The sequence below is a fragment of the Saccharopolyspora rosea genome (genome assembly GCF_025643595.1).
Lineage (GTDB): Bacteria > Actinomycetota > Actinomycetes > Mycobacteriales > Pseudonocardiaceae > Saccharopolyspora > Saccharopolyspora rosea.
In genome coordinates, this window is the sequence record NZ_CP102826.1 from 3,184,060 (window position 1) to 3,206,573 (window position 22,514).

Sequence of the window (22,514 nt, forward strand, 5' to 3'; positions counted from 1 at the left end):
GCTCCTCCTCAGGATCGGCTCGGCACCGCGGGCAGCGGCAGGTCGACCGGCGCGGGCCGGATCTGGCCGCGCTGCTCGACGAAGCTGACCGTCGGGTCGGGTGCTTCGGGCGCGTTGACGAACGACACGAACCGGGCGAGTTTGTCCGGGTCGGCCAGCACCCCGGCCCACTCGTCGCGGTAGTCCTCGACGTGCCGCCGCATGGCCTCCTCCAGGTCGGCGGCGATGCCGAGGGAGTCCTCGACGACGACCTCGCGCACGTGCTCCAGGCCGCCGTCCAGCGACTCGATCCACGCGGCGGTGCGCTGCAGGCGGTCGGCCGTGCGCACGTAGAACATCAGGAACCGGTCGACCAGCCGCACCAGCTCGTCGTCGTCGAGGTCGGCGGCCAGCAGTTCGGCGTGCCGGGGCCGGAATCCGCCGTTGCCGCCGACGTAGAGGTTCCAGCCCCGCTCGGTGGCGATGACGCCGAAGTCCTTGCCGCGCGCCTCGGCGCACTCCCGAGCGCAACCGGACACCCCGGCCTTGATCTTGTGCGGGGCGCGCAGCCCGCGGTAGCGCAGCTCCAGGCGGATCGCCATGCTCACCGAGTCCTGCACCCCGTAGCGGCACCAGTCGTTGCCCACGCAGGACTTCACCGTGCGCAGCGCCTTGCCGTAGGCGTGGCCGGATTCGAACCCGGCGTCGACCAGCCGCCGCCAGATCGCGGGCAACTGCTCGACGCGCGCGCCGAACAGGTCGATGCGCTGCCCGCCGGTGATCTTGGTGTAGAGCCCGAAGTCCCGCGCGACCTCTCCGAGCACGATGAGCTTGTCGGGGGTGATCTCCCCGCCGGGCACCCGGGGAACCACCGAGTAGGTGCCGTTGCGCTGCATGTTCGCCAGGAACCGGTCGTTGGTGTCCTGCAGCCCGGCCTGTTCGCCGTCCAGGACGTGGCCGTGCCCGAGTCCGGCGAGGATCGAGGCGACGGCCGGTTTGCAGATGTCGCACCCGCGGCCGGTGCCGTGCCGGTCGACCAGCTCGGAGAAGGTGCTGATCCCGGTTGCCCGCACGATCTCGAACAGCTCGGCGCGGGTCTGCCGGAAGTGCTCGCACAGCGCGTTCGAGGTGCTGACCCCGCACTCGGCGAGCAGGTTCTTCAGCATCGGCACGCACGATCCGCAGCTGGTGCCCGCCTTCGTGCAGCTCTTGACCGCCGCCACGTCACCGAGGCCGTGCTCGCTGATCGCCGCCGCGATGTCCTGTTTGGACACGTTGTTGCAGGAGCACACCGTCGCGTCGGCGGGCAGCGCGCCGGTGTCGGCCCCGGAACCGGTGGGCAGCAGCAGTTGCTCCGGCGGGGCGGGCAGCTCGCGGCCGACCAGCGGCCGCAGCACCGAGAAGGCACCGGCGTCACCGACGAGCACGCCGCCCAGCAGCACCTGCGCGTCGTCGGAGAGCACCAGCTTGGCGTAGGTGCCCGCCGCGTTGTTGGCGTAGACGACCTCCAACGCGCCCGCGGTGCTGCCGTGCGCGTCGCCGAAGCTGGCCACGTCGACGCCCAGCAGCTTGAGCTTGGTGGACAGGTCCGCGCCGGGGAAGGTGCCCGGTCCCTCGTCGAGCAGCTGGTCGACCACCACGTCGGCCATGGCGTAGCCGGGGGCGACCAGCCCGTAGCAGCGGCCCTCGACGGCGGCGCACTCGCCGACCGCCCACACGCGGTCGTCGGCGGTGCGGCACCGCTCGTCGACGAGGAAACCGCCGCGCTCACCGCGCTCCAGCCCGGCGGCCTCGGCGAGTTCGTCGCGCGGGCGCACTCCGGCGGAGAACACCACCAGGTCGGTGTCCACGACCGTGCCGTCACCGAGCGTCACCGAGCACACCCGCCCGTCGCGGCCGTCGATCGACTGCGTGGCGGTGCCGCAGTGCACCCGCAGGCCCACGTCCTCGACCAGCCGGGACAGCACCTGCCCACCGCCCTCGTCGACCTGCAGCGGCATCAGGTGCGGCGCCATCTCGACCACGTGCGCGGTCATGCCCAGCAGTCGCAGCGCGTTGGCGGCCTCCAGGCCGAGCAGCCCGCCGCCGACGACCACACCCGGCCTGCCCTCGGTGGCGGCGTCCCGGATCGCGTCCAGGTCGTCGATCGTGCGGTAGACGTAGCAGCCGTCCAGGTCGTGGCCGGGCACCGGCGGCACGAACGGGCGCGACCCGGTGGCCAGCACCAGCGCGTCGTAGCCGATCACCGATCCGTCCGATGTGGACACCGTGCGGCCGGTGCGGTCGATCCCGGTCACCGCGGTGCCCAGCCGCAGCTGGACCCGCGGATCGGCGAGGAACCCGCCGTCGACCAGGCTCAGGTCCGCCGCGCTCTTGCCGTCCAGGTAGGACGACAGGGCGACGCGGTCGTAGGCGGGCCGGTCCTCCTCGGCGAGCACCACGACCTGCCAGTCACCCGAGGTGTCCCGTTCCCGGAGTCGTTCCACGAGCCGGTGTCCGACCATGCCGTGGCCGATCACGACCACCGTGCGTGTCATGCCGCCCCCTCCTGTTCCTCGTCGTCGGTCAGCGACGCGCACAGCCGTGCGACGTCGTCGGTGCATCCGCCGCAGCCGGTGGTGGCCCGGGTCGCCCGCGCCAGCGCGGCGACCGTGCGCGCCCCCGCGCGCCACGCCGCCACCAACGACTGCCTGGTCACGTGGCCGCAACGGCAGACCACCTGGTCGGCGGGCAGCTCCACGGCTCCGCGCGGTGCCACCGGCGTGCCGAGCAGCAGCGCAAGCCGGTCGGTCTGCGCGGGCTGGTCCCGGTCGTGCAGGCGGGCGACCGCCGCGGCGGCCTCGGGCAGTCCGACCAGCACGGCCGCCGCGACCCGCTCGTCGCGCAGCGCCAGCGCGGCGTAGCGGCCGCGCGCGGGATCCGACAGCCGCACGACCTCGGCGTCCGGGTCGGCCAGGCGCTCGACCGGTCCGATCGAGGCGACCTCGACACCGCGCGGGCGCACCACCGTCCTGGCGCCCCGGTAGCGGGCGTCACCGCCGGTGAGCACCCGGGCGAGCACGTCGGCCTGCTCCCACGCGGCGCCGAGCAGGCCCGGGACCTGGCCGTCGTGCTCGGCGCAGTCGCCGATCGCGTGGATGCGGGGATCGGTGGTGCGCAGCCGGTCGTCCACCACGACCCCGCGCCGCACCGGCAGCCCGGCGTCGGCGGCCAGACCGGTTTCGGGCACCACCCCGGCGCACACCAGCACCCGGTCGGCCGCCAGCACCTCGCCGTCGTCCAGGACGAGCCCGGCGGGGCGCAGTTCGGCCGCGTCGCGTCCCAGCCGCAGCCGGATCCCGAGCTCGCGCAGCCGCTCGGCGAGCACCCGTCCGGCTGGCGCGTCCAGGTGGCGGTTCATCAGGTGCGCGCGCCGGTGCACCAGCGCGACGTCCGCGCCCCGGGCGCGCAGCGAGCACGCCGTCTCCACGCCCAGCACCCCGCCGCCGAGCACCACGACCCGCCCGGACACCGCGCGGCAGTCGGCCAGCGTGCGCACCGGCAGCATCCGCTCGGCGCCCGGCACGTCCGGCAGGACCGGACGCGCTCCCACCGCCAGCACCAGCACGTCGTAGGGGAGCTGTTCGCCGGAATCGGTGCGCACGACCCGCCGGTGGCGGTCGATCGCGGTGACCGACACGCCCACCCGCACGTCGGCCTGCGCGGCGGGCAGTTCGACATCGTCCGGCCGCAGCGCTCCGGTCAGCACCGCCCCGAGCAGAACCCTGTTGTACGCCGGGAAATCCTCCTGCCCGAGCACCGTGATCGGTCCACTGTGGCCGAACGTGCGCAGGCGCTCGACGAGCCGGTGCGCGGCGGGCCCGCCCCCGGCGACCACGATCCGGCTCATCCGGCCACCTCCGGTTCCACGCGCACCGCGCTGGCCTTGAACTCGGGCATCCGGCTGCGCGGGTCCAGTGCGTCCCCGGTGAGCAGGTTGGCCCGCCCCGCACCGGGGAAGTGGAACGGCAGGAACACCACGTCGGGGCGCATCGTGGGCACCAGCCGCACCCGCGCGACCGCGCTGCCGCGCGCCGAGCTGATCCGGGCGGACATCCCGTCGGCGAGTCCGGCCCGGGCGGCGGTGTCCGGGTGGATCTCGACGAAGACCTCCCCGGCCACCTCGGTGAGCGCGGGGACCCGGCGGGTCTGCGCCCCGGACTGGTACTGGGCGAGCAGCCGCCCGGTGGTGGCGGTCAGCGGGAACTCGGTGTCGCAGGCCGCGTCGCGCGGCTCGACCGCGGCGAACCGGGCCCGCCCGTCGGGGTGGGCGAACCCGTCGAGGAACAGCCGCGGCGTTCCCGAATGCCCCTCGCCCGGACACGGCCAGTGCAGCGCCTCGCCGGAGTCCAGGCGTGCGTAGCTGATGCCGGAGTAGTCGGCGTGGCCACCGGCCGACGCCTCGCGCAGTTCGTCGAAGACCGCGCGCGGCGTCGTGGGGTAGCGGTGGCCGGGTTCGCCGAGCCGGACGGCCAGGTCGTGCAGCACGCGCAGGTCGCTGCGCACGTGCTCGGGCGGATCCTGCAACCGCCGTCGGCGCAGCACGCGGCCTTCCAGGTTGGTCAGGGTGCCGTCCTCCTCGGCCCACTGCGTGACCGGGAGGACGACGTCGGCCATGCGCGCGGTTTCCGAGGGGACGAAGTCGGCGACCACCAGGAGGTCCACACAGGACAGTCGTTGGGTGATGTGCGCCGAGCGGGGTGCCGAGACCACCGGGTTGGAGCCGAACACGAGCAGTGCCCGCGGGCCGTTCTCGGTGCCCAGCGCGTCGAGCAGTTCGTAGGCGCTGCGGCCCGGCCCGGGCAGCTCGTCCGGTGCCACTCCCCACACCCGGGCGATGTGCGCGCGGGCGGCCGGGTCGTCGATCCGCCGGTATCCGGGCAGCTGGTCGGCCTTCTGGCCGTGTTCACGGCCGCCTTGCCCGTTGCCCTGGCCGGTCAGGCAGCCGTAACCACCGCCGGGGCGGCCGGGGAGTCCGAGGGCGAGTGCGAGGTTGATGAATCCGGCGGCGGTGTCGGTGCCGTCGCCGTGCTGTTCGGCGCCGCGTCCGGTGAGCACGTAGGCGCGTTCGGCCGCGGCGAGCATCCGCACGGCGGCGTGCTGGTCGCGCACCGGGACGCCGGTGACCCGCTCCACGCGTTCGGGCCACCAGGCGACCGCGCGCTGCCACGCCTGCTCGAAACCGGTGGTGCGCTCGGCGATGTAGTCGCGGTCGGCCACGCCGTCGACCACGGCGATGTGCAGCAGTCCCAGGGCGAGCGCGAGGTCGGTGCCGGGGGCGGGTTGCAGGTGCAGCGCGGCCCGCTCGGCGGTCGGGGTGCGGCGCGGGTCGATGACGATGAGGTCGCCGGTGAGGTGCTGCATCAGCGGCGGCATCGTTTCGGCCGGGTTCGCACCGGCCAGCAGCACCGCGTTCGCACCGGACAGGTCGGTGACGGGGAAGGGGAGTCCGCGGTCGATCCCGAACGCGGCGGTGCCCGCGGCGGCGGCCGAGGACATGCAGAACCGGCCGTTGTAGTCGATCTGCGAGGTGCCCAGCGCCAGGCGGGCGAACTTGCCCAGCAGGTAGGCCTTCTCGTTGGTCAGCCCACCACCGCCGAACACCGCGACCGCGTCCGCACCGTGCTCGGCCCGGATCCGCTCGATCTCGTCGGCGATGGTGTCCAGCGCGGTGTCCCACCCGACCGGCACCAGCTCGTCGCCGCGCCGCAACATCGGCCGCCGCAGCCGGTCCGGCACCTCCAGCAACTCCGCCGCGGTCCACCCCTTCCGGCACAACCCGCCCCGGTTGACCGGGAAGTCGTCCGGCCGCACCGACACCACGCCGCGCTCCCGCGTCAACCGGGTGCCGCACTGCAGCGCGCAGTAGGGGCAGTGCGTGGCCACCGTCCGCCGCTCAGGCATCGACGACCTCCGCCTTCGGCGCGCCACCCCGCCGGTAGACCACCCAGGTCACCGCCAGGCACACCAGGTAGCCCACCAGGAACGCGGTCAACGCCGCGTCGCCGCTGGCCGACGCGCCCGCGTAGGACACCCGGAACGCGAGGTTGATCAGCACCCCACCCAGCGCGCCCACCGCACCCGCGATCCCGATCACCGCGGCGGACAGCCGCCGAGCCCGGGCGAACGCCAGCTCGGCGTCCTCACCGGCGGTCACCGCCCGCTCGGCGTCCTCGGCGAAGACCGCCGGGATCATCTTGTAGGTCGACCCGTTGCCGAGACCGCTGAGCACGAACAGCACGACGAACGCCGCCAGATAGCCCGCGAACGAACTGTGCGCGGAGGCGAACAGCAACGCCGCGGTACCCACCGCCATCCCGGCGAAGCTCCACGTCGTCACGCGCGCCCCGCCGAGGCGGTCCGCCAGCCACCCGCCGACCGGCCGCGCCAGCGAACCCAGCAGCGGCCCGAGGAACGTGAACGACGCGGCCCGCAGCGGCGTGAACCCGAACTCGGTCTGCAACACCAGGCCGAACGCGAACCCGTACCCGATGAACGACCCGAACGTGCCGACGTACAGCAGCGAGATCCACCAGGTGTGCCGACTGCCCACCGCCTCCCGCAGCGCGCCCGGCTCCGAGCGCACCGCGTCCACGTTGTCCATCCACAGCGCGGCGAACAGCGCCGCCAGCGCGATCAGCGGCAGGTACGCCGCGGCCACGTACGACGGGTGCGCATCGCCGGCGGTGGCGATCACCAGCAGTCCCACGACCTGGATCACGGCGACGCCGAGGTTGCCGCCGCCCGCGTTGAGCCCCAGCGCCCAACCCTGGTGGCGGCGCGGGAAGAACGCGGTGATGTTGGTCATCGACGAGGCGAAGTTCCCGCCCCCGACCCCGGCCGCGGCACCGATCAGCAGGAAAACCCACAGCGGCGTGCCCGGCCGCTGCACGAAGTACCAGGCCAGCAGCGTCGGGACGAGCAGCACCGCCGAGCTGAACACCGTCCAGTTCCGCCCGCCGAACCGGGCCACCGCCGCGGCGTAGGGCAGCCGCAGCACCGCTCCCACGAGCGTCGGGGTCACCCCGAGCAGGAACTTCTCCCCGGCGTCGAACCCCAGCCCGATCCGCGGCGACATGAACAGCACGAGCACCGACCAGATGCTCCACACCGAGAACCCGATGTGCTCGGAGAAGATCGACAGCGCCAGGTTGCGCCGCGCGATCCGATGTCCGGTGCTCGCCCAGAACCGCTCGTCCTCGGGATCCCAGCCCTCGATCCAAGTTCGTCGGGTCAGCGTCGTGGTCACTCGCCGTCCTCCTCGCAGCAGGTCGGACGCGACGCTAGGAACCGGCTGTTTCCACGGCGGGCCCCGACCGTTACCGCCGTGCAAACCCCGCTTCACGCCTGATCACCTCCCGGCCGTGAGACCGCCCGTACCGCGCGGTTGGCGGCGCGTGGCACGGTGGAGGGCGTGGAACGTGGCACGGACACCGCTGCGGAGTGGCAGCGGGCACGCGAACTGCTCGCCGCCGCCCGGCGGATCACCGCGCTGACCGGAGCCGGGGTCTCCACGGCCTCGGGCATCCCGGACTTCCGCGGCCCCAACGGGGTGTGGACGAAGAACCCGGCCGCCCAGCGGCTCAGCGACATCGACAGCTACGTCGCCGACCCGCAGGTGCGCGTGCAGGCGTGGCGCAGCCGCGCCGAGCACCCGGCCTGGTCCGCCGAACCGAACCCCGCGCACCGCGCGTTCGTCGACCTCGACCGCTCCGGGCGGCTCGGCGCGCTGCTGACCCAGAACATCGACGAACTGCACCAGCGCGCCGGCCTGCACCCCGACAAGATCCTGGAGCTGCACGGCTCGATGTTCGGCACCGTTTGCCTGGACTGCGGCGAGACCGGCGCCATGCGCGACGCGCTGGTCCGCGTGGCGGCCGGCGAGCAGGACCCGCCGTGCCGGTCCTGCGGCGGCATCCTCAAGTCGTCCACGATCTCCTTCGGCCAGGCGCTCGACGAGGACGTGCTGCGGGCGGCCCGCCGCGCCGCCCTGGACTGCGACCTGTTCCTCAGCGCGGGCACCTCGCTGACCGTCTTCCCCGCGGCCGGGTTCGCCGAGCTGGCCGTCCGCGCCGGCGCCGAACTGGTCATCTGCAACGCCGAACCCACCCCGTTCGACGAACTGGCGGCCGCGGTGCTGCGCGAACCGCTCGACGAGGTGCTGCCCGCGCTCGCCGCGGTGCCCCCGCGCCCGTCCGAGGAGCCGCTGCGCACCTGGGGAGATCCCGGCACCTGGGACTGAACCGCACTCCTGTGCCCTGAGTGGCTGACGTTGCTCCAGCTGCCCCCGTCCTCCAGTGGTGCCCGTGTGACAGCGGTGGCACGCTCCGGAACGTCTGGTCACTCCGTTCGACCTAACGGGGTAACGACCGAACGGGGTAACACAGGAGGGGGTGGCGGTGGTGACGCGAACCCGAGGCGTGCGGGCCTTGGCGGCGGTCACGCTCGCAGTGGTGGTCGGCCTGGCGCTGCCGGGCACGGGCACGTCGGTTCCTCCGCCACCGGACAACCCCAGCGACTCCGACATCCAAGCCGGGCGCGACGCGGCACGGCGCGGCGCCGGGGAGGTCGGCGAACTCGCCAACCGGCTCGCCGAGGCGGACGCCCGGCTGACCGAACTGCAGGCGCAGGTCGAGACCAAGCTGGAGGACGCCAACAAGGCGCGCGTCGACCTGCAGCGCGCCGAGCGCGCGCAGCAGCGCGCCCAGCAGGCGGCGCAGGCGGCCGCGGTGGACGCCTCGGCCGCGTCCCAGCAGGTCGACCGGCAGCGGGGCAGGCTCGACGAGTTCGTCGCCGCCAGCTACCGCCAGGGCAGCAAGGTCGGCTCGGTGACCGCGTTCATCGGCTCGACCGGCCCCCAGGACGTCCTGGAACGGGCCTCGCTGCTCGACGCGATCAGCAGGCGCCAGCTCGACGTGCTCGACGACCTCCAGCGCGCCCGCGTCGACAAGGCCAACAAGGACTCGCTGGCCCGCAAGGCGGTCGCCGACGCCGAGGCCACCCGCCGCGCCGCCGACCGGGCGCGGGACGCGGCCGAGGCCGCGCAGCAGGAGGCCATCGCCGCCCGGTCCGACGAGCAGGCCCGGTCGCAGCGGTTGGAGGCGGACAAGGCCGACGCCGAGACCAGGCTCGCCGCCGCCCGCTCCCGGGTGTCCGGACTGCAGTCCCAGCGCGAGCGCTACGAGACGTGGCTGGCGGCCAAGCGGCGGGAGGACCAGGCCGCGGCGGCCGCGAGCCGACCCGCCCCGGCCGCCGGTGCGGCGAGCGCACCGGCACCGCAGGACGACTCCGAACCACCCGGTGACGCGGCCGTGGAGGTCGTGATCGCGCGGGCCCTCTCGCAGGTCGGCCTGCCGTACGCGTGGGGCGGCGGCGACGCTTCGGGGCCCACGCGCGGCATCCGGGACGGGGGTGTGGCCGACGCGCACGGTGACTTCCGCAAGGTCGGTTTCGACTGCTCCGGGCTGATGATCTACGCCTTCGCCGGGGCGGGGATCGAGCTCGACCACTACAGCGGCTACCAGTACCAGGCGGGCCGGAAGGTGCCGCTGTCCCAGATGCGCCGCGGCGACATGCTGTTCTGGCAGGACGGCGGCAGCACCCACCACGTGGCCCTCTACCTGGGCGGCGGCCGGATGGTGGAGGCGCCGTACTCGGGCTCGCAGGTGCGGGTCACCTCGGTGCGCTACGGCGGGATCGCGCCCTACGCCATCCGCCTGTTCTGAGCCGCGGGCCCGGGTGAGCGCCGGCGCAGCCTGGGTGCCACGATTCGTGCCGTGACGGTCGCGTTCGCTGCGGTGGTGCTGGCCGGCGGTAGCGCCCGCCGACTCGGTGGGGTGGACAAGCTCCTGCTGCCGGTGGCGGGCAGAACCCTGCTGCAAAGCGCCCTCGACGCCGTCTCCGGCGCCGATCCCGTCGTCGCGGTCGGCCCGCCGCGCGCCGTCGACGCGCCGGTCGTGTGGACCCGCGAGGACCCGCCCGGCGGTGGTCCGCTCGCCGGGATCGACGCGGGTCTGCGCGCGCTGCCCGCGACGACCTCGCTGGTCGCGGTGCTGGCCGGGGACCACCCCGACGTCACCGCGACGACCGTGGCGCGGCTGCGCGCCGCCGTGGCCGACGCGCCCCGGGCGGTGGGGGCGGTGCTCACCGACGGTGTCCCGCAGTGGCTGGTGGGGGTGTGGCGGGTGGACGCGCTGCTCCGAGCGATGCCGTCGCAGCCGGTCGGCCTTCCGGTCCGCTCCGCCCTCGCACCGCTCGATCCGGTGCTGGTCCCGGCCACCGGCTTCGAAGCGTCCGATGTGGACACCCCTCGGGACCTCCGGGACGCGCGCACCCGAGCCTGATCACCCCGCCCCGCGATTGCCTCGTCGCCGCTGCTCTTACTCATGCGTTCATGGGTTCTATCGCTTCAGTGTTGGCTGAAATCAACCCTGCGAAACGCACCGCAACCCCGCAGCGATCAGGGCAGGCTCGCGCTTCACAGCGCTCATACCGGTGGTCGGGTTGGGTGGGTGTGGGGTGTTCGCCCCCACGTGAGCCCGGCGCGCGGACGTGCCAGGATCTTGGTGGGCCGCGACCGGCCGACACGCAGCAACGTCCGCCCTGCCGAACAGGAGGCATGCAGAAGTGACCGAGGCCGGCAACGGTGAGAGCGGGGGCGCCGGGGCCGCGCGCCCGGCCGAGCAGACGACCACCCCGGCGCGCGACGCCCAGCTGCTGGAGCGCACCGTCTTCGAGGTCAAGCGGGTGATCGTCGGGCAGGACCGGCTCGTCGAGCGGATGCTGGTCGGCCTGCTGGCCAAGGGCCACATCATGCTGGAAGGCGTGCCCGGCGTCGCGAAGACGCTGGCGGTGGAGACCTTCGCCCACGTCGTCGGTGGCTCGTTCTCCCGCCTGCAGTTCACCCCCGACCTGGTGCCCGCCGACATCCTCGGCACCCGGATCTACCGGCAGGGCAGCGAGCGGTTCGACGTCGAACTGGGGCCGGTGCTGGCCAACTTCGTGCTCGCCGACGAGATCAACCGCGCCCCGGCCAAGGTCCAGTCCGCGCTGCTGGAGGTGATGGCCGAGCGGCACGTGTCCATCGGCGGCGAGAGCTTCCCGATGCCCGCGCCGTTCCTGGTGCTGGCCACCCAGAACCCCATCGAGAACGAAGGCGTCTACCCGCTGCCGGAAGCCCAGCGGGACCGGTTCCTGTTCAAGCTGCCCGTCGAGTACCCGACGGCGGAGGAGGAGCGGGAGATCGTCTACCGGATGGGCGTGGCCGCACCCGAACCGAACCAGGTGCTCGACCCCGAGGGGCTGCTCCGGCTGCAGGGCGTGGCCGCCAACGTCTTCGTGCACCACGCGCTGGTCGACTACGTGGTGCGGCTGGTGGTGGCCACCCGGCAGCCCAACGAGCACGGGTTGTCCGACATCGCCGGGTGGGTGTCCTACGGCGCCTCGCCGCGCGCCAGCCTCGGGATCGTCGCGGCGGCGCGGGCGTTGGCCCTGGTGCGCGGCCGGGACTACGTGCTGCCGCAGGACGTCGTGGACGTGGTGCCGGACGTGCTGCGGCACCGGCTGGTGCTGTCCTACGACGCGCTGGCCGACGGGATCCCGATCGAGCACATCGTCAACCGGGTGCTGCAGACCGTGCCGCTGCCGCAGGTCTCGGCGCGGCCGCAGGGCAGTCAGCCGTCCGGGCAGCCGGTGTACGGCCAGGCGCACTTCGGTCCCAACCACCAGTGAGGAGCACGGTGTCGGTAGCACCCGATTCCGCGGGCAGGCGCCCGTCCTGGGCGCCACCGGCGCTGGACACCGGGCGGTTGTCGGCAGCGCTGCGCTCGCTGGAGCTGACCGTGCGGGGGCGGCTGGACGGCCTGCTGCAGGGCAACCACCTCGGCCTGGTCCCCGGGCCGGGCACCGAGCCGGGGGAGGCGCGCGCCTACCAGCCCGGTGACGACGTGCGGCGGATGGACTGGGCGGTCACCGCGCGCACCGCGGAGCCGCACATCCGGCAGACCGAGGCGGACCGGGAGCTGGAGACCTGGGTGGCGATGGACCTGTCGCCGAGCCTGGACTTCGGGTCGGCCGCCTGCGAGAAGCGGGAACTGGCGGTCGCCGCGCTGGCCGCCGTGGCGTTCCTGACCGCAGGGGGTGGCAACCGGATCGGCGCGGTCGTGGACAACGGCACCGGTCCGGTGCGGCTTCCCGCCCGGGGCGGTGCCGGGCACGCGCGGGCCCTGCTGAAGCGGGTCGCCGAGACCCCGCGTGCCGAGGAGGGCACCCGGGGCGATCTGCCGCGGCTCCTGGAGGGGCTGCGGCGCCCGCCCCGGCGGCGCGGACTGGCCGTGGTGATCTCCGACTTCCTCGGGCCGACCGACTGGCAGCGGGCGCTGCGCGGCCTCGGTGCCCGGCACTCGCTGCTGGCGGTGGAGATCGTCGACCCGCGCGACCTGGAGCTGCCCGACGTCGGCACGGTCCTGCTGGCGGACCCGGAGACCGGGCGGCGCCGCGAGGTGCACACCACGCCGGTGCTGCGCCGCGAGTTCGCCGCGGCCGCGGCCGCCCACCGCGAGGAGGTCGCTTCGGCGCTGCGCCGCGCGGGCTGCGGACATCTGGTGCTGCGGACGGATTCGGACTGGATCGCCGACGTGGTGCGCTTCGCGGTGGCGCGCAAGCGCGGCTGGTCCGGAGGAGCGTGATCGTGAGTTTGTCCGGTTTCACCGCGCCGTGGTGGCTGTTGCTGCTGGTGCTGGTCGCGGTGCTCGTGCTGGCCTACGTGTGGGCGCTGCGGCGGCGCAGGCAGGACGCGCTGCGGTTCAGCAACCTGCCGGTGCTGGAGCGGGTGCTGTCCACGCGGCAGGGCTGGTGGAAGCACGTGGCGCCCGCCCTGCTGGGCGTGTCGCTGATCCTGCTGACCGTGGCGCTGTCCGGTCCGACGGCCGAGCAGCGCATCCCGCGCAACCGGGCGACCGTGATGCTGGCGGTCGACGTGTCGCTGTCGATGAAGGCTACCGACGTCGAGCCGACCCGCCTGGAGGCGGCCAAGGCCGCGGCCAAGGAGTTCGCCGACAAGCTCACCCCCGGCATCAACCTCGGCCTGGTGTCCTTCGCCGGCACCGCGACGGTCATGACGATGCCCACGACCGACCGCAACGCGGTCAAGCAGGCCATCGACGGGCTGAAGCTCTCGGAGGCCACGGCCACCGGGGACGGCATCAACGCGGCGATGTCGGCGATCGAGTCGTTCGGCAGGATGGTCGGCGGCCCGGCGGGGCCGCCCCCGGCCCGCATCGTGCTCATGGCAGACGGCGGGCAGACCATCCCGCGCGAGCTCGACGCGCCGCGCGGCGCCTACACCAAGGCGCGGGAGGCCAAGCGGGCCGGGATCCCGATCTCCACGATCTCCTTCGGCACCCACCACGGCAGCATCGAGATCGACGGCGAGCAGGAGTGGGTCGAGGTCGACGACGAGGCGATGCAGGAGATCGCCAAGCTCTCCGGCGGCGAGTTCCACAAGGCGGCCAGCGCGGAACAGCTGCGCGACGTCTACGACACCCTCGGCGAGCAGATCGGCTACGAGACCAAGCGCACCGACGCCAGCAAACCGTGGCTCGTGCTCGGCACCCTGGTAGCCATGGCGGCCGCGGGGATCTCGCTGTTGTTCGGCAGACGTCTGCCCTGAACCAGGGGCTCGCTGACCGGACAGCTCCCGGTGTTGCCGTGTGGATCACACTGCCGTGGGTCGCGTTGTGGTGGTACGAACACCGTGAGTTAGTTTCGTGGGATGGCTGATTCCGTGGTCGCGGGACTGCGCGAGATCCCGCTGCTGGTCGAACTCGGCGCGGCGCTGGGGCTGTCGAGCCTGATCGGGCTGGAGCGCGAGGTCCGGGCCAAGAGCGCCGGTCTGCGCACGCACGCCCTGGTCGGGGTCGGCGCGGCGCTGTTCATGCTGGTGTCGAAGTACGCGTTCGGCGACATGCTCGTCTTCGACCGGGTCGCGTTGGACCCGTCGCGGGTGGCGGCGCAGATCGTGTCCGGCATCGGGTTCGTCGGCGGCGGGCTGATCTTCGTGCGGCGCGACGCGGTGCGCGGGCTGACCACGGCCGCGACGGTGTGGGTGGTGGCCGCGGTGGGCATGGCCTGCGGCGGCGGGCTGATCATCCTGGCGGCGGCGACCACGGCGCTGCACTTCCTGATCGTGGTCGGTTACCCCCGGATCCTGCGGCTGGCCCGCCGGTCGCTGCGGGAACCGCAGGTCATGCGGATCGGTTATCTCGACGGTCACGGAGTGTTGCGCAGCGTGTTGACGTTGTGCACCAGCCGCGGGTGGACCGTGACCGATCTCGAAGTCGAGCGCGAGGACACCGACGACCAGGAGCAGCGCACCGCTGTGGTGGCGGTGCGGCTGCGCGGCAAGGCGCCGGTGGCCGCGCTGGTCGAGGAGGTCAGCGCCCTGGACGGCGTGGTGCACGCCGCGGTCGGGGAGAGCGCCGAACCCGGGTTCTGACCACGCGTCACCGGCCCGCGACTCCCAGCGCGCGGGCCACCGCGGTGGCCAGGTGCAGTGGTTCGGTGCCGGTGGCCTGGCGCAGTTGGGTGCGGCAGCTGAACCCGTCGGCGACGACCTCGGTGCCGGGTTCCGCGGCGCGCACGGCCGGCAGCAGGGCGTGTTCGGCGCAGGCCATCGAGACCTCGTAGTGGCCGCGTTCGAAGCCGAAGTTGCCCGCCAGTCCGCAGCACCCGGAGTCGAGCACGCGCGCCCGCAGGCCGGTGGCCTCCAGCGCGGCCCGGTCGGCGGTGAAGCCCAGTTCGGAGTACTGGTGGCAGTGGACCTGCACCAGGGCGTCCGGGCCGGTGGTGGGCTGCTGCCAGCGCTCGCGGGTCGGTTCGACCGCTTCGGCGAACGTGCGGGTCGCCTCGGCCAGCGCGGTGACCGCCGGGTCCTGCGGTGCCAGTTCGAGGGCGTCGTTGCGCAGGAACGCGGTGCAGCTGGGTTCCAGGCCGATCACCGGCAGGCCGCGTGCCACGTCCGGGCGCAGCAGCCGGGCGGTGCGGCGCAGCACGCGGCGGGCGGTGCCGAGCTGGCCCGTGGAGTACCACGTCAGCCCGCAGCACATCGGCTCGCGGGGGATCCGCACGGAGTGGCCCAGCGCCTCCAGCGCCGCCACGGCGTCCCGGCCGACGTCCGGGTCGAACCGGTTGGTGAAGGTGTCGGGGAAGACCACCACGGCCGGACCGGTCGTCGACGAGCGCCGCCGGGACCACCACACCTGTAGTGGTTGCTCGGCCAGGGGCGGGATGTCGCGTTCCGGCGCGATGCCGCCGAGTCGCTTGAGCAGCGGCGCGAGCGGCCCGGACAGCACGCGGTTCGCCAGCGCCGGAGCACGGTGCGCCAGCGCGAGCCACAGCGGCAGGAACCCCATGGAGTAGTGCGCGGCCGGGCGCGGGCGGTGCCGGTAGTGGTGGTGCAGGAACTCGGCCTTGTAGGTGGCCATGTCGACGCCGACGGGGCAGTCGGTCTTGCAGCCCTTGCAGGACAGGCACAGGTCCAGCGCGTCGCGGACCTCGGGCGAACGCCAGCCGCGGTCGACCAGCCGACCGGCCAGCATCTCGAACAGCAGGTGCGCCCTACCACGGGTGGAGTGCTTCTCCTCGCGCGTGGCCCGGTAGCTGGGGCACATCACCCCACCTGTGGTGTTCAGGCACTTGCCCATGCCGACGCACCGGCGGGTGGCCGGGGCCAGGTCTCCGGAGTCGGCGTGCAGCGCCAGCGTGGTGCGGGTGGGCAGGCGCGGGGGTGCGACGAGCAGTCGCAGGTCGGCGTCGACGGGTCGGGGACGCACGATCTGGCCGGGGTTGAGCAGGTCGGCGGGGTCGAAGGCGGCCTTGAACCGCTCGAAGGCCCGGATCACCTCCGGCGGGTACATGATCGGCAGCAGTTCGGAGCGGGCCTGGCCGTCGCCGTGCTCGCCGGAGATCGAGCCGCCGTGCGAGACCACCAGGTTCGCCGCCGCCTTCAGGAACGCCCGGTACTCGGCGCTGCCGGGGCTGGTGCGCAGGTCGAAGTCGATGCGCACGTGGATGCAGCCGTCGCCGTAGTGGCCGTAGGTGACGCCCCGGCGGCCGAACCGGGTCAGCAGCGCGTCGAACTCGCGCAGGTAGGCGCCGAGCCGTTCCGGGGGCACCGCCGCGTCCTCCCACCCCGACCAGCGCTCCGACCCGTCGGCCATCCGGGTCGAGTAGCCCGAGCCCTCCTCGCGGATCTTCCACAGCGCGGCCATCCGCACCGGGTCGGTGTGCACGACGCTCTCGGCGCGGTCGCCCATCGTGCGCACGATCCGGTCGGCCGCCGCGGCGGCCTCGCCGACGTCCTGGCCGCCGGTCTCGACCAGCAGCCAGCTGCGACCGCCGGGCAGCAGCGGCAGGGCCGGCGAGTCCGGGTTGCGGCGCCGCACCACCTCCACCAGCTCCGGGCTCAGCCCCTCGATCGCCAGCGCGTCCAGCCCGCGCAGCCGGGGGACCTCGTCGGCGGCCGAGTAGACGTCCGGGAAGCCCAGCACGGCCATGGCGCGCGCGGCGGGGGACTCGACGAGCTCGACGGTGGCGCCCAGCAGCGTCGCGCAGCTGCCCTCGCTGCCGACCAGCGCGCGGGCCAGGTGGAAACCGTTCTCCGGGAGCAGCTGGTCGAGGTTGTAGCCGGACACGCGCCGCGTCAGGTCCGGGAAGGACCGCCGGACGAGCTCGGCGGTGTCGTCGCGCAGCGCCACCAGGTCGCGGTACAGGCGTCCGGTGCGGTCGCCGCGCGCGCACTGGCGCTCCAGCTCCGCGCGGGAGGTGGGACCGAGCTGCAGCCGCGTGCCGTCGGAGAGCAGCACGTCCAGCGAGCGCACGTTGTCGACGGTCTTGCCCCAGGCCACCGAGTGCGTGCCGCAGGAGTTGTTGCCGATCATGCCGCCGAGCGTGCAGCGGCTGTGCGTGGACGGGTCGGGGCCGAAGGTCAGGCCGTGCCCGGCGACCGCTGACCGCAGCACGTCCAGCACCACGCCCGGCTGCACCCGGGCGAGACGGCGGTGCGGGTCGATGTCCAGGATCCGGTTGAGGTGGCGGGAGAAGTCGAGCACCAGACCGGGACCGCAGGCGTTGCCCGCGATGCTGGTGCCCGCGCCGCGGCTGGTGATCGGCACGCCGTGGTGCCGGGCGAGGTCCACCGCGGCGGCCACGTCGTCCTCGGTGCGCGGGAAGACCACGCCCACCGGCACCCGCCGGTAGTTCGAGGCGTCGGTGGAGTACAGGGCGCGGGTGCCCGGGTCGAACCGGACCGGTCCGGACACGGCGGCGCGCAGCTCGGCGGCGAGCGCCCCGGCGGTGGCGGTCATCGGCGTTCCTTCCAGTCGCGATCGTCGTCCGGACCCGAGTCTGCCCGCGCGCGGTGCTGTAGGTGAACCACGACACGGAACGCTCATTTCTGTATGGAGGCGATGAGAGCTGCGATCGGCCGAACGGATAATGTCGCGCCTGACACGACGTGTTCGGCCTTTCGGAGGGAGATCGACAGTGGCACGGTCCGTACTGGTGACCGGCGGTAACCGCGGTATCGGGTTGGCCATCGCGAAGGCGTTCCAGGCCGCGGGCGACAAGGTCGCGGTCACCCACCGCGGATCGGGTGCCCCGGACGGGCTGCTCGGGGTGCGGTGCGATGTCACCGACGCCGACCAGGTGGCCGCCGCGTTCGACGAGGTGGAGGCGGCGCACGGCCGGGTGGAGGTGCTGGTGGCCAACGCCGGCATCACCGACGACGGGCTGCTGCTGCGGATGGGCGAGGAGCAGTTCGGCCGCGTCCTCGACGCCAACCTCACCGGCGCCTACCGAGTGGCCAAGCGCGCGGCGAGCGGCATGCTGCGCAACCGCGCGGGCCGGATGATCTTCATCTCGTCGGTGGTCGGGCTCTCCGGCGGCGCGGGGCAGGCCAACTACGCGGCCAGCAAGGCCGGCCTGGTGGGGCTGGCCCGGTCGATCGCCCGCGAGCTCGGGTCCCGCGGCATCACGGCGAACGTGGTGGCCCCGGGGTTCGTGACCACCGACATGACCGACGCGCTGTCCGAGGACCGCAAGAAGGAGATCCTCGGGCAGATCCCGCTGAACCGGTTCGCAGCGGCCGAGGAGGTCGCGGGAACGGTGCGCTGGCTGGCCTCCGAAGAGGCGGCCTACGTCACCGGCGCGGTGATCCCGGTCGACGGCGGCCTGGGCATGGGGCACTGACCGGTCCACAGTGGACTTCTCACCCGCCGGGCACGGCGGGTCCACCATCGACGGTGCGGGGACGCACCCCGCACGAGCACAGCGGAGGATGTACGTGAGCGGACTGCTCGAAGGCAAGCGGATCCTGGTCACCGGGGTGATCACCGACTCGTCGATCGCCTTCCACGCCGCCCGGGTGGCCCAGGAGCAGGGCGCCGAGGTGGTGCTCACCGGATTCGGCCGGATGAGCCTGGTGGAGCGGATCGCCGGACGGCTGCCGAACAAGGCGCCGGTGCTGGAACTGGACGTCACCAACAGCGAGCACCTCGACACCCTGGCCGACCGGGTTCGCGAGCACGTCGACGGGCTCGACGGGGTGCTGCACTCCATCGGTTACGCCCCGCCGTCCTGCCTGGGCGCGGACTTCCTCGCCGCGCCGTGGGAAGACGTGTCCACCGCGCTGGAGATCTCGGCGTACTCGCTGAAGTCGCTGAGCGCCGCGACGCTGCCGCTGCTGGGCCAGGGCGCGTCCATCGTGGGCATGGACTTCGACGCCCGGGTGGCGTGGCCGGCCTACGACTGGATGGGCGTGGCCAAGGCCGCCCTGGAGTCGACCTCCCGCTACCTGGCGCGCGAGCTGGGCCCCAAGGGTGTGCGGGTCAACCTGGTCTCGGCCGGACCGGTGCGCACCATGGCGGCCAAGTCGATCCCCGGTTTCGGCGAGCTGGAGGACGCCTGGGGCGACAAGGCGCCGCTGGGGTGGGACGTCAACGACCCGGCGCCGGTGGCCCGGTCGGTGTGCGCGGTGCTGTCGGACTGGCTGCCCAAGACCACCGGTTCGATGATCATGGTCGACGGCGGCGTGCACGCACTGGGCATGTGATCCCCCTCCGGTGCCCCCGGATGCGCGAGTGCGGTTGCGCAGCGTCATCATGGTCCGGTGAGCTTTGACGCGCTGCTGTTCCTGTCGTTCGGGGGCCCGGAAGGCCCAGCTGATGTCCGCCCGTTCCTGGAGAACGTCACCCGCGGGAGAGGGGTGCCGCCGGAGCGGTTGGACGAGGTCGCCGAGCACTACCACCACTTCGGCGGGGTGTCGCCGATCAACCGGCTCAACCGGGAACTGATCACCGCGCTGGAGGCCGAACTGCGCGCCCGGGGGCGCGAACTGCCGGTGTACTTCGGGAATCGCAACTGGCACCCGATGGTGGAGGACACCGTCGCGCGGATGGCCGACGACGGGGTGCGCCGGGCGCTGGTGTTCGCCACCTCGGCATGGGGCGGTTACTCGGGATGCCGCCAGTACCACGAGGACATCGCCCGGGCCCGCGCCGCGGTCGGGGAGCGGGCGCCGGAACTGGTGAAGCTGCGCCAGTTCTTCGATCACCCGCTGTTCGTGGAGGCCAACGCCGACGCGGTCCGGCGCGGTTTCGCCGAACTGGACCCGGCCGTGCGCGACCAGGCCCGCCTGGTGTTCACCGCGCACTCGATCCCCACCAAGGCCGACGCGCTGGAGGGACCGGACGGCCGCCCGCAGTGGTACTCCCGTCAGGTCGCCGAGGCCGCGCGGTTGGTGGCCGAGCAGGCCGGGGTGGACGCCTACGACGTCGCGTGGCAGTCGCGGTCCGGCCCGCCGGAGGTGCCGTGGCTGGAGCCGGACATCTGCGACCACCTCGACGACCTGCACGCCAAGGACGTGCCGGCCGTGGTGGTCAGTCCGGTCGGCTTCGTCTCCGACCACCTGGAGGTCATCTGGGACCTCGACAACGAGGCCAGGGAGAAGGCCGCCGAGCTGGGCATGGGCTTCGCCCGGGCGGCCACCGCCGGCCCGGATCCGAAGTTTGCCCAGATGATCTGCGAGCTGATCGCCGAACACCTCGACGGCGCCCCGCCGCGCAAGCTGTCCACGATGGCCGCGGCGGGCTGCACCACCAACGGCGAACCCTGCGCGCCGGGCTGCTGCTGAACGCCAGCGCGAAAAAGCGGGGCACCGGTCGCGGTGCCCCGCTTTTTCGCGTCGGGTCAGTGCTTTCCGGCCTGCCCGGCCAGGACGCGCACCATCTCGGCGACGGCGGCGCGGCGGGCGCTGCGCACCGCGTCGAACAACGGGCGCAGCGCTTCGGTGCGGGCGCGGGTCGCCGAGGCCGACAGCGCGCCACCCGGCGAGTCGTCGGTGGCCACCCAGAGGATCGCCTCCACCTCGCTGGCCCGCTGCAACACCCGCAGCGCGCGTTGCGGCGCGTTCTGCGGCCACGGGGGAGTGGGCCGCGAAGCGACCGTGCGGGCGATCTCCTCCCGCACGTTGGGCCGGTGCTTGGCGACTCCGAGGTCGGTCAGCGTGCTCGCGGCCTCCCGCATCGCCGAGGACATGCCGTGCTCGGCCTCACCGATCGGCACGTGCTCGGGCGGGGCCAGTTCGCCGAGTCCGAAGACCGTCCAGCGCAGCACCCCGTCGGCGACCTCGTGCGGGACCAGGCCGATGCGGGCCTCGGGCAGCACGGCCGCCTCGCCGTGGCGCATGGCGTGCTTGGCGAACGGGGTGGCGCCGTCCAGACCGCGCGCGTCCCCGGGCACGGGCAGCACCAGCTCGCCCCCGGCCGCACCGGCCTTGCGCAGCGCCGCCAGCAGCAGCGCGGGACCGTCGGGGACGTCGTCGGGTCCGGGGAGGTCGAGCCGGGCGGCCGTGTCGGCGTCGGCGGCGCGCACCTCGTGCGCATCGGCCCACGGGTGCAGGGCGTCCAGCACGTCGTCCGAGGCGGCCGCACCGTGCAGCCAGGCCGAGGTCCAGACAACCATCGTCGCGCTTGGGCAAGGCACGTCGCCCAGGGTAAGGACCCCGGCACGGTCCCGGCTGGCGGGGGCGGTCGGATGTGATCCACGCCGGCGGCGTGCCGCGTGTCCACCGGGAGGGTGATCGGATTACCGTGACCCCTCGTGCGTTCGGTGAACTACGGCAAGGACATCCTGGCGGGACCCCGGCGGCGCGCGGTGCCGGAGGTTCCTGCTGAGCCGGGGCTGGTGGTCGAGGATCCCGCGAGCGGTTTCTGCGGCGCGGTGGTGCGGGTGGAGGCCGGTGCGGTCGTGCTGGAGGACAGGCACGGCAAGCAGCGGGTGTTCCCGATGCGGCCGGCGGCGTTCCTGCACGAGGGCGAACCCGCCACGCTCGTGCCGGTGCGCCGCGCGCCGGACCGCCCGGCCCGGTCGGCGTCGGGGTCGGTGCGGGTGGAGGGCCTGCGGGCCCGCGCGGCGCGCGGCAGCCGCATCTGGGTCGAGGGCGTGCACGACGCCGAGCTGGTCGAACGCGTCTGGGGCCACGACCTGCGCGTCGAGGGCGTCGTGGTGGAGCCGCTGCACGGCGTGGACGACCTGCCCGGTCTGCTGGCCGAGTTCGGCCCGGAGCCGGGGCGGCGGGTCGGGGTGCTGGTGGACCACCTGGTGTCGGGCAGCAAGGAATCCCGGCTGGCGGCGGACATCGACGACCCGCACGTGCTGCTGCTCGGCCACCCGTACGTCGACATCTGGCAAGCGGTCAAGCCCGCGGCGGTGCGCATCGACGCCTGGCCGGAGGTGCCGCGCGGCGAGGACTGGAAGCAGGGCGTGTGCCGACGGCTGGGCTGGGGCGAACCCGCCGACGGCTGGCGCCGGGTGTTGGGGTCGGTGTCGAGCTTCCGGGACCTGGAGACACCGCTGATCTCAGCGGTGGAGCGACTGATCGATTTCGTCACCGAACCTGCCTGATCCTCGGGCCCGCTGAAGCCGACGGGCCGGCGAAATCACGCGTTGATCACGCCGTGACGTCCTGGCCTCGCGGGGGCCCGCGGCGGTGCCACCATGGAGCCATGACGCCCGCGTTGCTGTGGCTGATCGCCGGGGTGGTCCTGGTCGTGGCCGAGACCCTGTCCGGCGAGTTCGTCCTGGTGATGCTCGGCGTGGCGGCGCTGGGCGCGGCCGGGGCGGCGGCGCTGGGCGCGTCGCTGGGGATGGACGTGCTGGTGTTCGCCGTGCTCGGGCTCGGGCTGGTCGTGACGGCGCGCCCGGCGTTGAAGCGGCGGTTGCAGGTCCAGCACGAGCTGAAGACCAATGTGGACGCTCTGGTCGGCCGGAAGGCCGTGGTCGAGTCCACTGTGGATGCCCATGGTGGGCGGGTGCGCATCGGCGGAGAGTTGTGGTCGGCGCGGGCGTTCGACGAGACACAAGTGATGCAGGCCGGCGAGACGGTGCTCGTGATGGAGATCTCCGGAGCGACCGCCGTGGTGTGGGCCGAGCCCTGAGGA

At 73.6% G+C, this 22,514-nt stretch carries 18 protein-coding genes; 12 read left to right on the forward strand and 6 right to left on the reverse strand.

Features of this window, described 5'->3' with window-relative positions; genetic code table 11:
- Positions 1-8: 8 nt before the first annotated feature.
- Genes nirB through NV263_RS14785 form a run of 4 tightly spaced genes read right to left on the reverse strand, consistent with a single transcriptional unit; the run spans position 9 to position 7,267 of the window.
- On the reverse strand, positions 9-2,516 hold the full coding sequence (nirB, locus tag NV263_RS14770) for a nitrite reductase large subunit NirB (RefSeq protein ID WP_263253845.1): 2,508 nt from the start codon (positions 2,514-2,516) through the stop codon (positions 9-11).
- Positions 2,513-3,868: an FAD-dependent oxidoreductase gene (locus NV263_RS14775; RefSeq protein WP_263253846.1), complete on the reverse strand. Its 1,356-nt coding sequence runs from the start codon at positions 3,866-3,868 to the stop codon at positions 2,513-2,515. The genes nirB and NV263_RS14775 overlap by 4 nt, the downstream gene beginning before the upstream one ends.
- Positions 3,865-5,922 carry a molybdopterin oxidoreductase family protein gene (locus NV263_RS14780; protein ID WP_263253848.1) on the reverse strand — a complete coding sequence of 686 codons (2,058 nt, stop codon included), beginning with the start codon at positions 5,920-5,922 and terminating at the stop codon, positions 3,865-3,867. The genes NV263_RS14775 and NV263_RS14780 overlap by 4 nt, the downstream gene beginning before the upstream one ends.
- Positions 5,915-7,267 (reverse strand): nitrate/nitrite transporter, encoded by a 1,353-nt coding sequence (locus tag NV263_RS14785; protein ID WP_263253849.1) that lies wholly within the window; start codon positions 7,265-7,267, stop codon positions 5,915-5,917. Before NV263_RS14785 ends, NV263_RS14780 begins: the two co-directional genes overlap by 8 nt.
- A gap of 165 nt (positions 7,268-7,432) precedes the next feature.
- On the opposite strand from NV263_RS14785, the gene NV263_RS14790 reads away from it, so the two are divergent.
- The 7 genes from NV263_RS14790 (at position 7,433) to NV263_RS14820 (ending at position 14,512) form a co-directional block, all read left to right on the forward strand.
- Complete coding sequence (locus NV263_RS14790) at positions 7,433-8,260, forward strand: SIR2 family NAD-dependent protein deacylase (protein WP_263253850.1); 828 nt, start codon at positions 7,433-7,435, stop codon at positions 8,258-8,260.
- 160 nt (positions 8,261-8,420) lie between these two features.
- Positions 8,421-9,743 carry an NlpC/P60 family protein gene (locus NV263_RS14795; protein ID WP_263253852.1) on the forward strand — a complete coding sequence of 441 codons (1,323 nt, stop codon included), beginning with the start codon at positions 8,421-8,423 and terminating at the stop codon, positions 9,741-9,743.
- Positions 9,744-9,794: 51 nt separating this feature from the next.
- On the forward strand, positions 9,795-10,361 hold the full coding sequence (gene mobA, locus NV263_RS14800; protein WP_263253854.1) for a molybdenum cofactor guanylyltransferase: 567 nt from the start codon (positions 9,795-9,797) through the stop codon (positions 10,359-10,361).
- Positions 10,362-10,644: 283 nt separating this feature from the next.
- Positions 10,645-11,748 (forward strand): AAA family ATPase, encoded by a 1,104-nt coding sequence (locus NV263_RS14805; protein WP_380757933.1) that lies wholly within the window; start codon positions 10,645-10,647, stop codon positions 11,746-11,748.
- Between the two features lie 8 nt (positions 11,749-11,756).
- Positions 11,757-12,704: a DUF58 domain-containing protein gene (locus NV263_RS14810; RefSeq protein WP_263253856.1), complete on the forward strand. Its 948-nt coding sequence runs from the start codon at positions 11,757-11,759 to the stop codon at positions 12,702-12,704.
- A 2-nt stretch (positions 12,705-12,706) separates the two neighbouring features.
- Entirely contained in the window at positions 12,707-13,687 is a 981-nt protein-coding gene (locus NV263_RS14815; protein WP_263253857.1) for a VWA domain-containing protein, read from the forward strand.
- Positions 13,688-13,789: 102 nt separating this feature from the next.
- Positions 13,790-14,512, forward strand: a complete 723-nt coding sequence (locus NV263_RS14820; RefSeq protein WP_263253859.1) for an MgtC/SapB family protein — start codon at positions 13,790-13,792, stop codon at positions 14,510-14,512.
- A gap of 7 nt (positions 14,513-14,519) precedes the next feature.
- Here NV263_RS14820 and NV263_RS14825 read toward each other — a convergent pair whose 3' ends face one another.
- The gene (locus tag NV263_RS14825) at positions 14,520-17,381 is read right to left on the reverse strand and encodes an FAD-binding and (Fe-S)-binding domain-containing protein (RefSeq protein ID WP_263253860.1); all 2,862 of its coding nucleotides are present in this window, start codon (positions 17,379-17,381) and stop codon (positions 14,520-14,522) included.
- Positions 17,382-17,559: 178 nt separating this feature from the next.
- On the opposite strand from NV263_RS14825, the gene fabG reads away from it, so the two are divergent.
- From fabG to NV263_RS14840, 3 genes are all read left to right on the forward strand, one after another.
- Positions 17,560-18,264, forward strand: a complete 705-nt coding sequence (gene fabG / locus NV263_RS14830; protein WP_317630429.1) for a 3-oxoacyl-ACP reductase FabG — start codon at positions 17,560-17,562, stop codon at positions 18,262-18,264.
- A gap of 94 nt (positions 18,265-18,358) precedes the next feature.
- The gene (gene fabI / locus NV263_RS14835) at positions 18,359-19,126 is read left to right on the forward strand and encodes an enoyl-ACP reductase FabI (protein ID WP_263253863.1); all 768 of its coding nucleotides are present in this window, start codon (positions 18,359-18,361) and stop codon (positions 19,124-19,126) included.
- 57 nt (positions 19,127-19,183) lie between these two features.
- The gene (locus tag NV263_RS14840) at positions 19,184-20,206 is read left to right on the forward strand and encodes a ferrochelatase (protein ID WP_263253865.1); all 1,023 of its coding nucleotides are present in this window, start codon (positions 19,184-19,186) and stop codon (positions 20,204-20,206) included.
- 56 nt (positions 20,207-20,262) lie between these two features.
- Here the strand turns inward: NV263_RS14840 and NV263_RS14845 are convergent, their stop codons facing one another.
- Entirely contained in the window at positions 20,263-21,036 is a 774-nt protein-coding gene (locus NV263_RS14845; RefSeq protein ID WP_263254201.1) for a hypothetical protein, read from the reverse strand.
- 138 nt (positions 21,037-21,174) lie between these two features.
- On the opposite strand from NV263_RS14845, the gene NV263_RS14850 reads away from it, so the two are divergent.
- Together NV263_RS14850 and NV263_RS14855 are read left to right on the forward strand one after the other, a co-directional pair.
- Positions 21,175-21,978, forward strand: coding sequence for a DUF3097 domain-containing protein (locus NV263_RS14850; protein ID WP_263253866.1), 804 nt, complete (start codon positions 21,175-21,177; stop codon positions 21,976-21,978).
- 101 nt (positions 21,979-22,079) lie between these two features.
- Positions 22,080-22,511, forward strand: coding sequence for an NfeD family protein (locus NV263_RS14855; protein ID WP_263253867.1), 432 nt, complete (start codon positions 22,080-22,082; stop codon positions 22,509-22,511).
- Positions 22,512-22,514 lie beyond the last annotated feature (3 nt).

What these genes read in the sequence shown, in the direction of transcription:
- NV263_RS14845 (WP_263254201.1), bottom strand. Translation starts at nt 21,036, where the DNA reads ATGGTTGTCTGGACCTCGGCCTGGCTGCACGGTGCGGCCGCCTCGGAC.
- NV263_RS14780 (WP_263253848.1), bottom strand. Translation starts at nt 5,922, where the DNA reads ATGCCTGAGCGGCGGACGGTGGCCACGCACTGCCCCTACTGCGCGCTG.
- NV263_RS14825 (WP_263253860.1), bottom strand. Translation starts at nt 17,381, where the DNA reads ATGACCGCCACCGCCGGGGCGCTCGCCGCCGAGCTGCGCGCCGCCGTG.
- NV263_RS14855 (WP_263253867.1), top strand. Translation starts at nt 22,080, where the DNA reads ATGACGCCCGCGTTGCTGTGGCTGATCGCCGGGGTGGTCCTGGTCGTG.
- NV263_RS14775 (WP_263253846.1), bottom strand. Translation starts at nt 3,868, where the DNA reads ATGAGCCGGATCGTGGTCGCCGGGGGCGGGCCCGCCGCGCACCGGCTC.
- NV263_RS14820 (WP_263253859.1), top strand. Translation starts at nt 13,790, where the DNA reads ATGGCTGATTCCGTGGTCGCGGGACTGCGCGAGATCCCGCTGCTGGTC.
- nirB (WP_263253845.1), bottom strand. Translation starts at nt 2,516, where the DNA reads ATGACACGCACGGTGGTCGTGATCGGCCACGGCATGGTCGGACACCGG.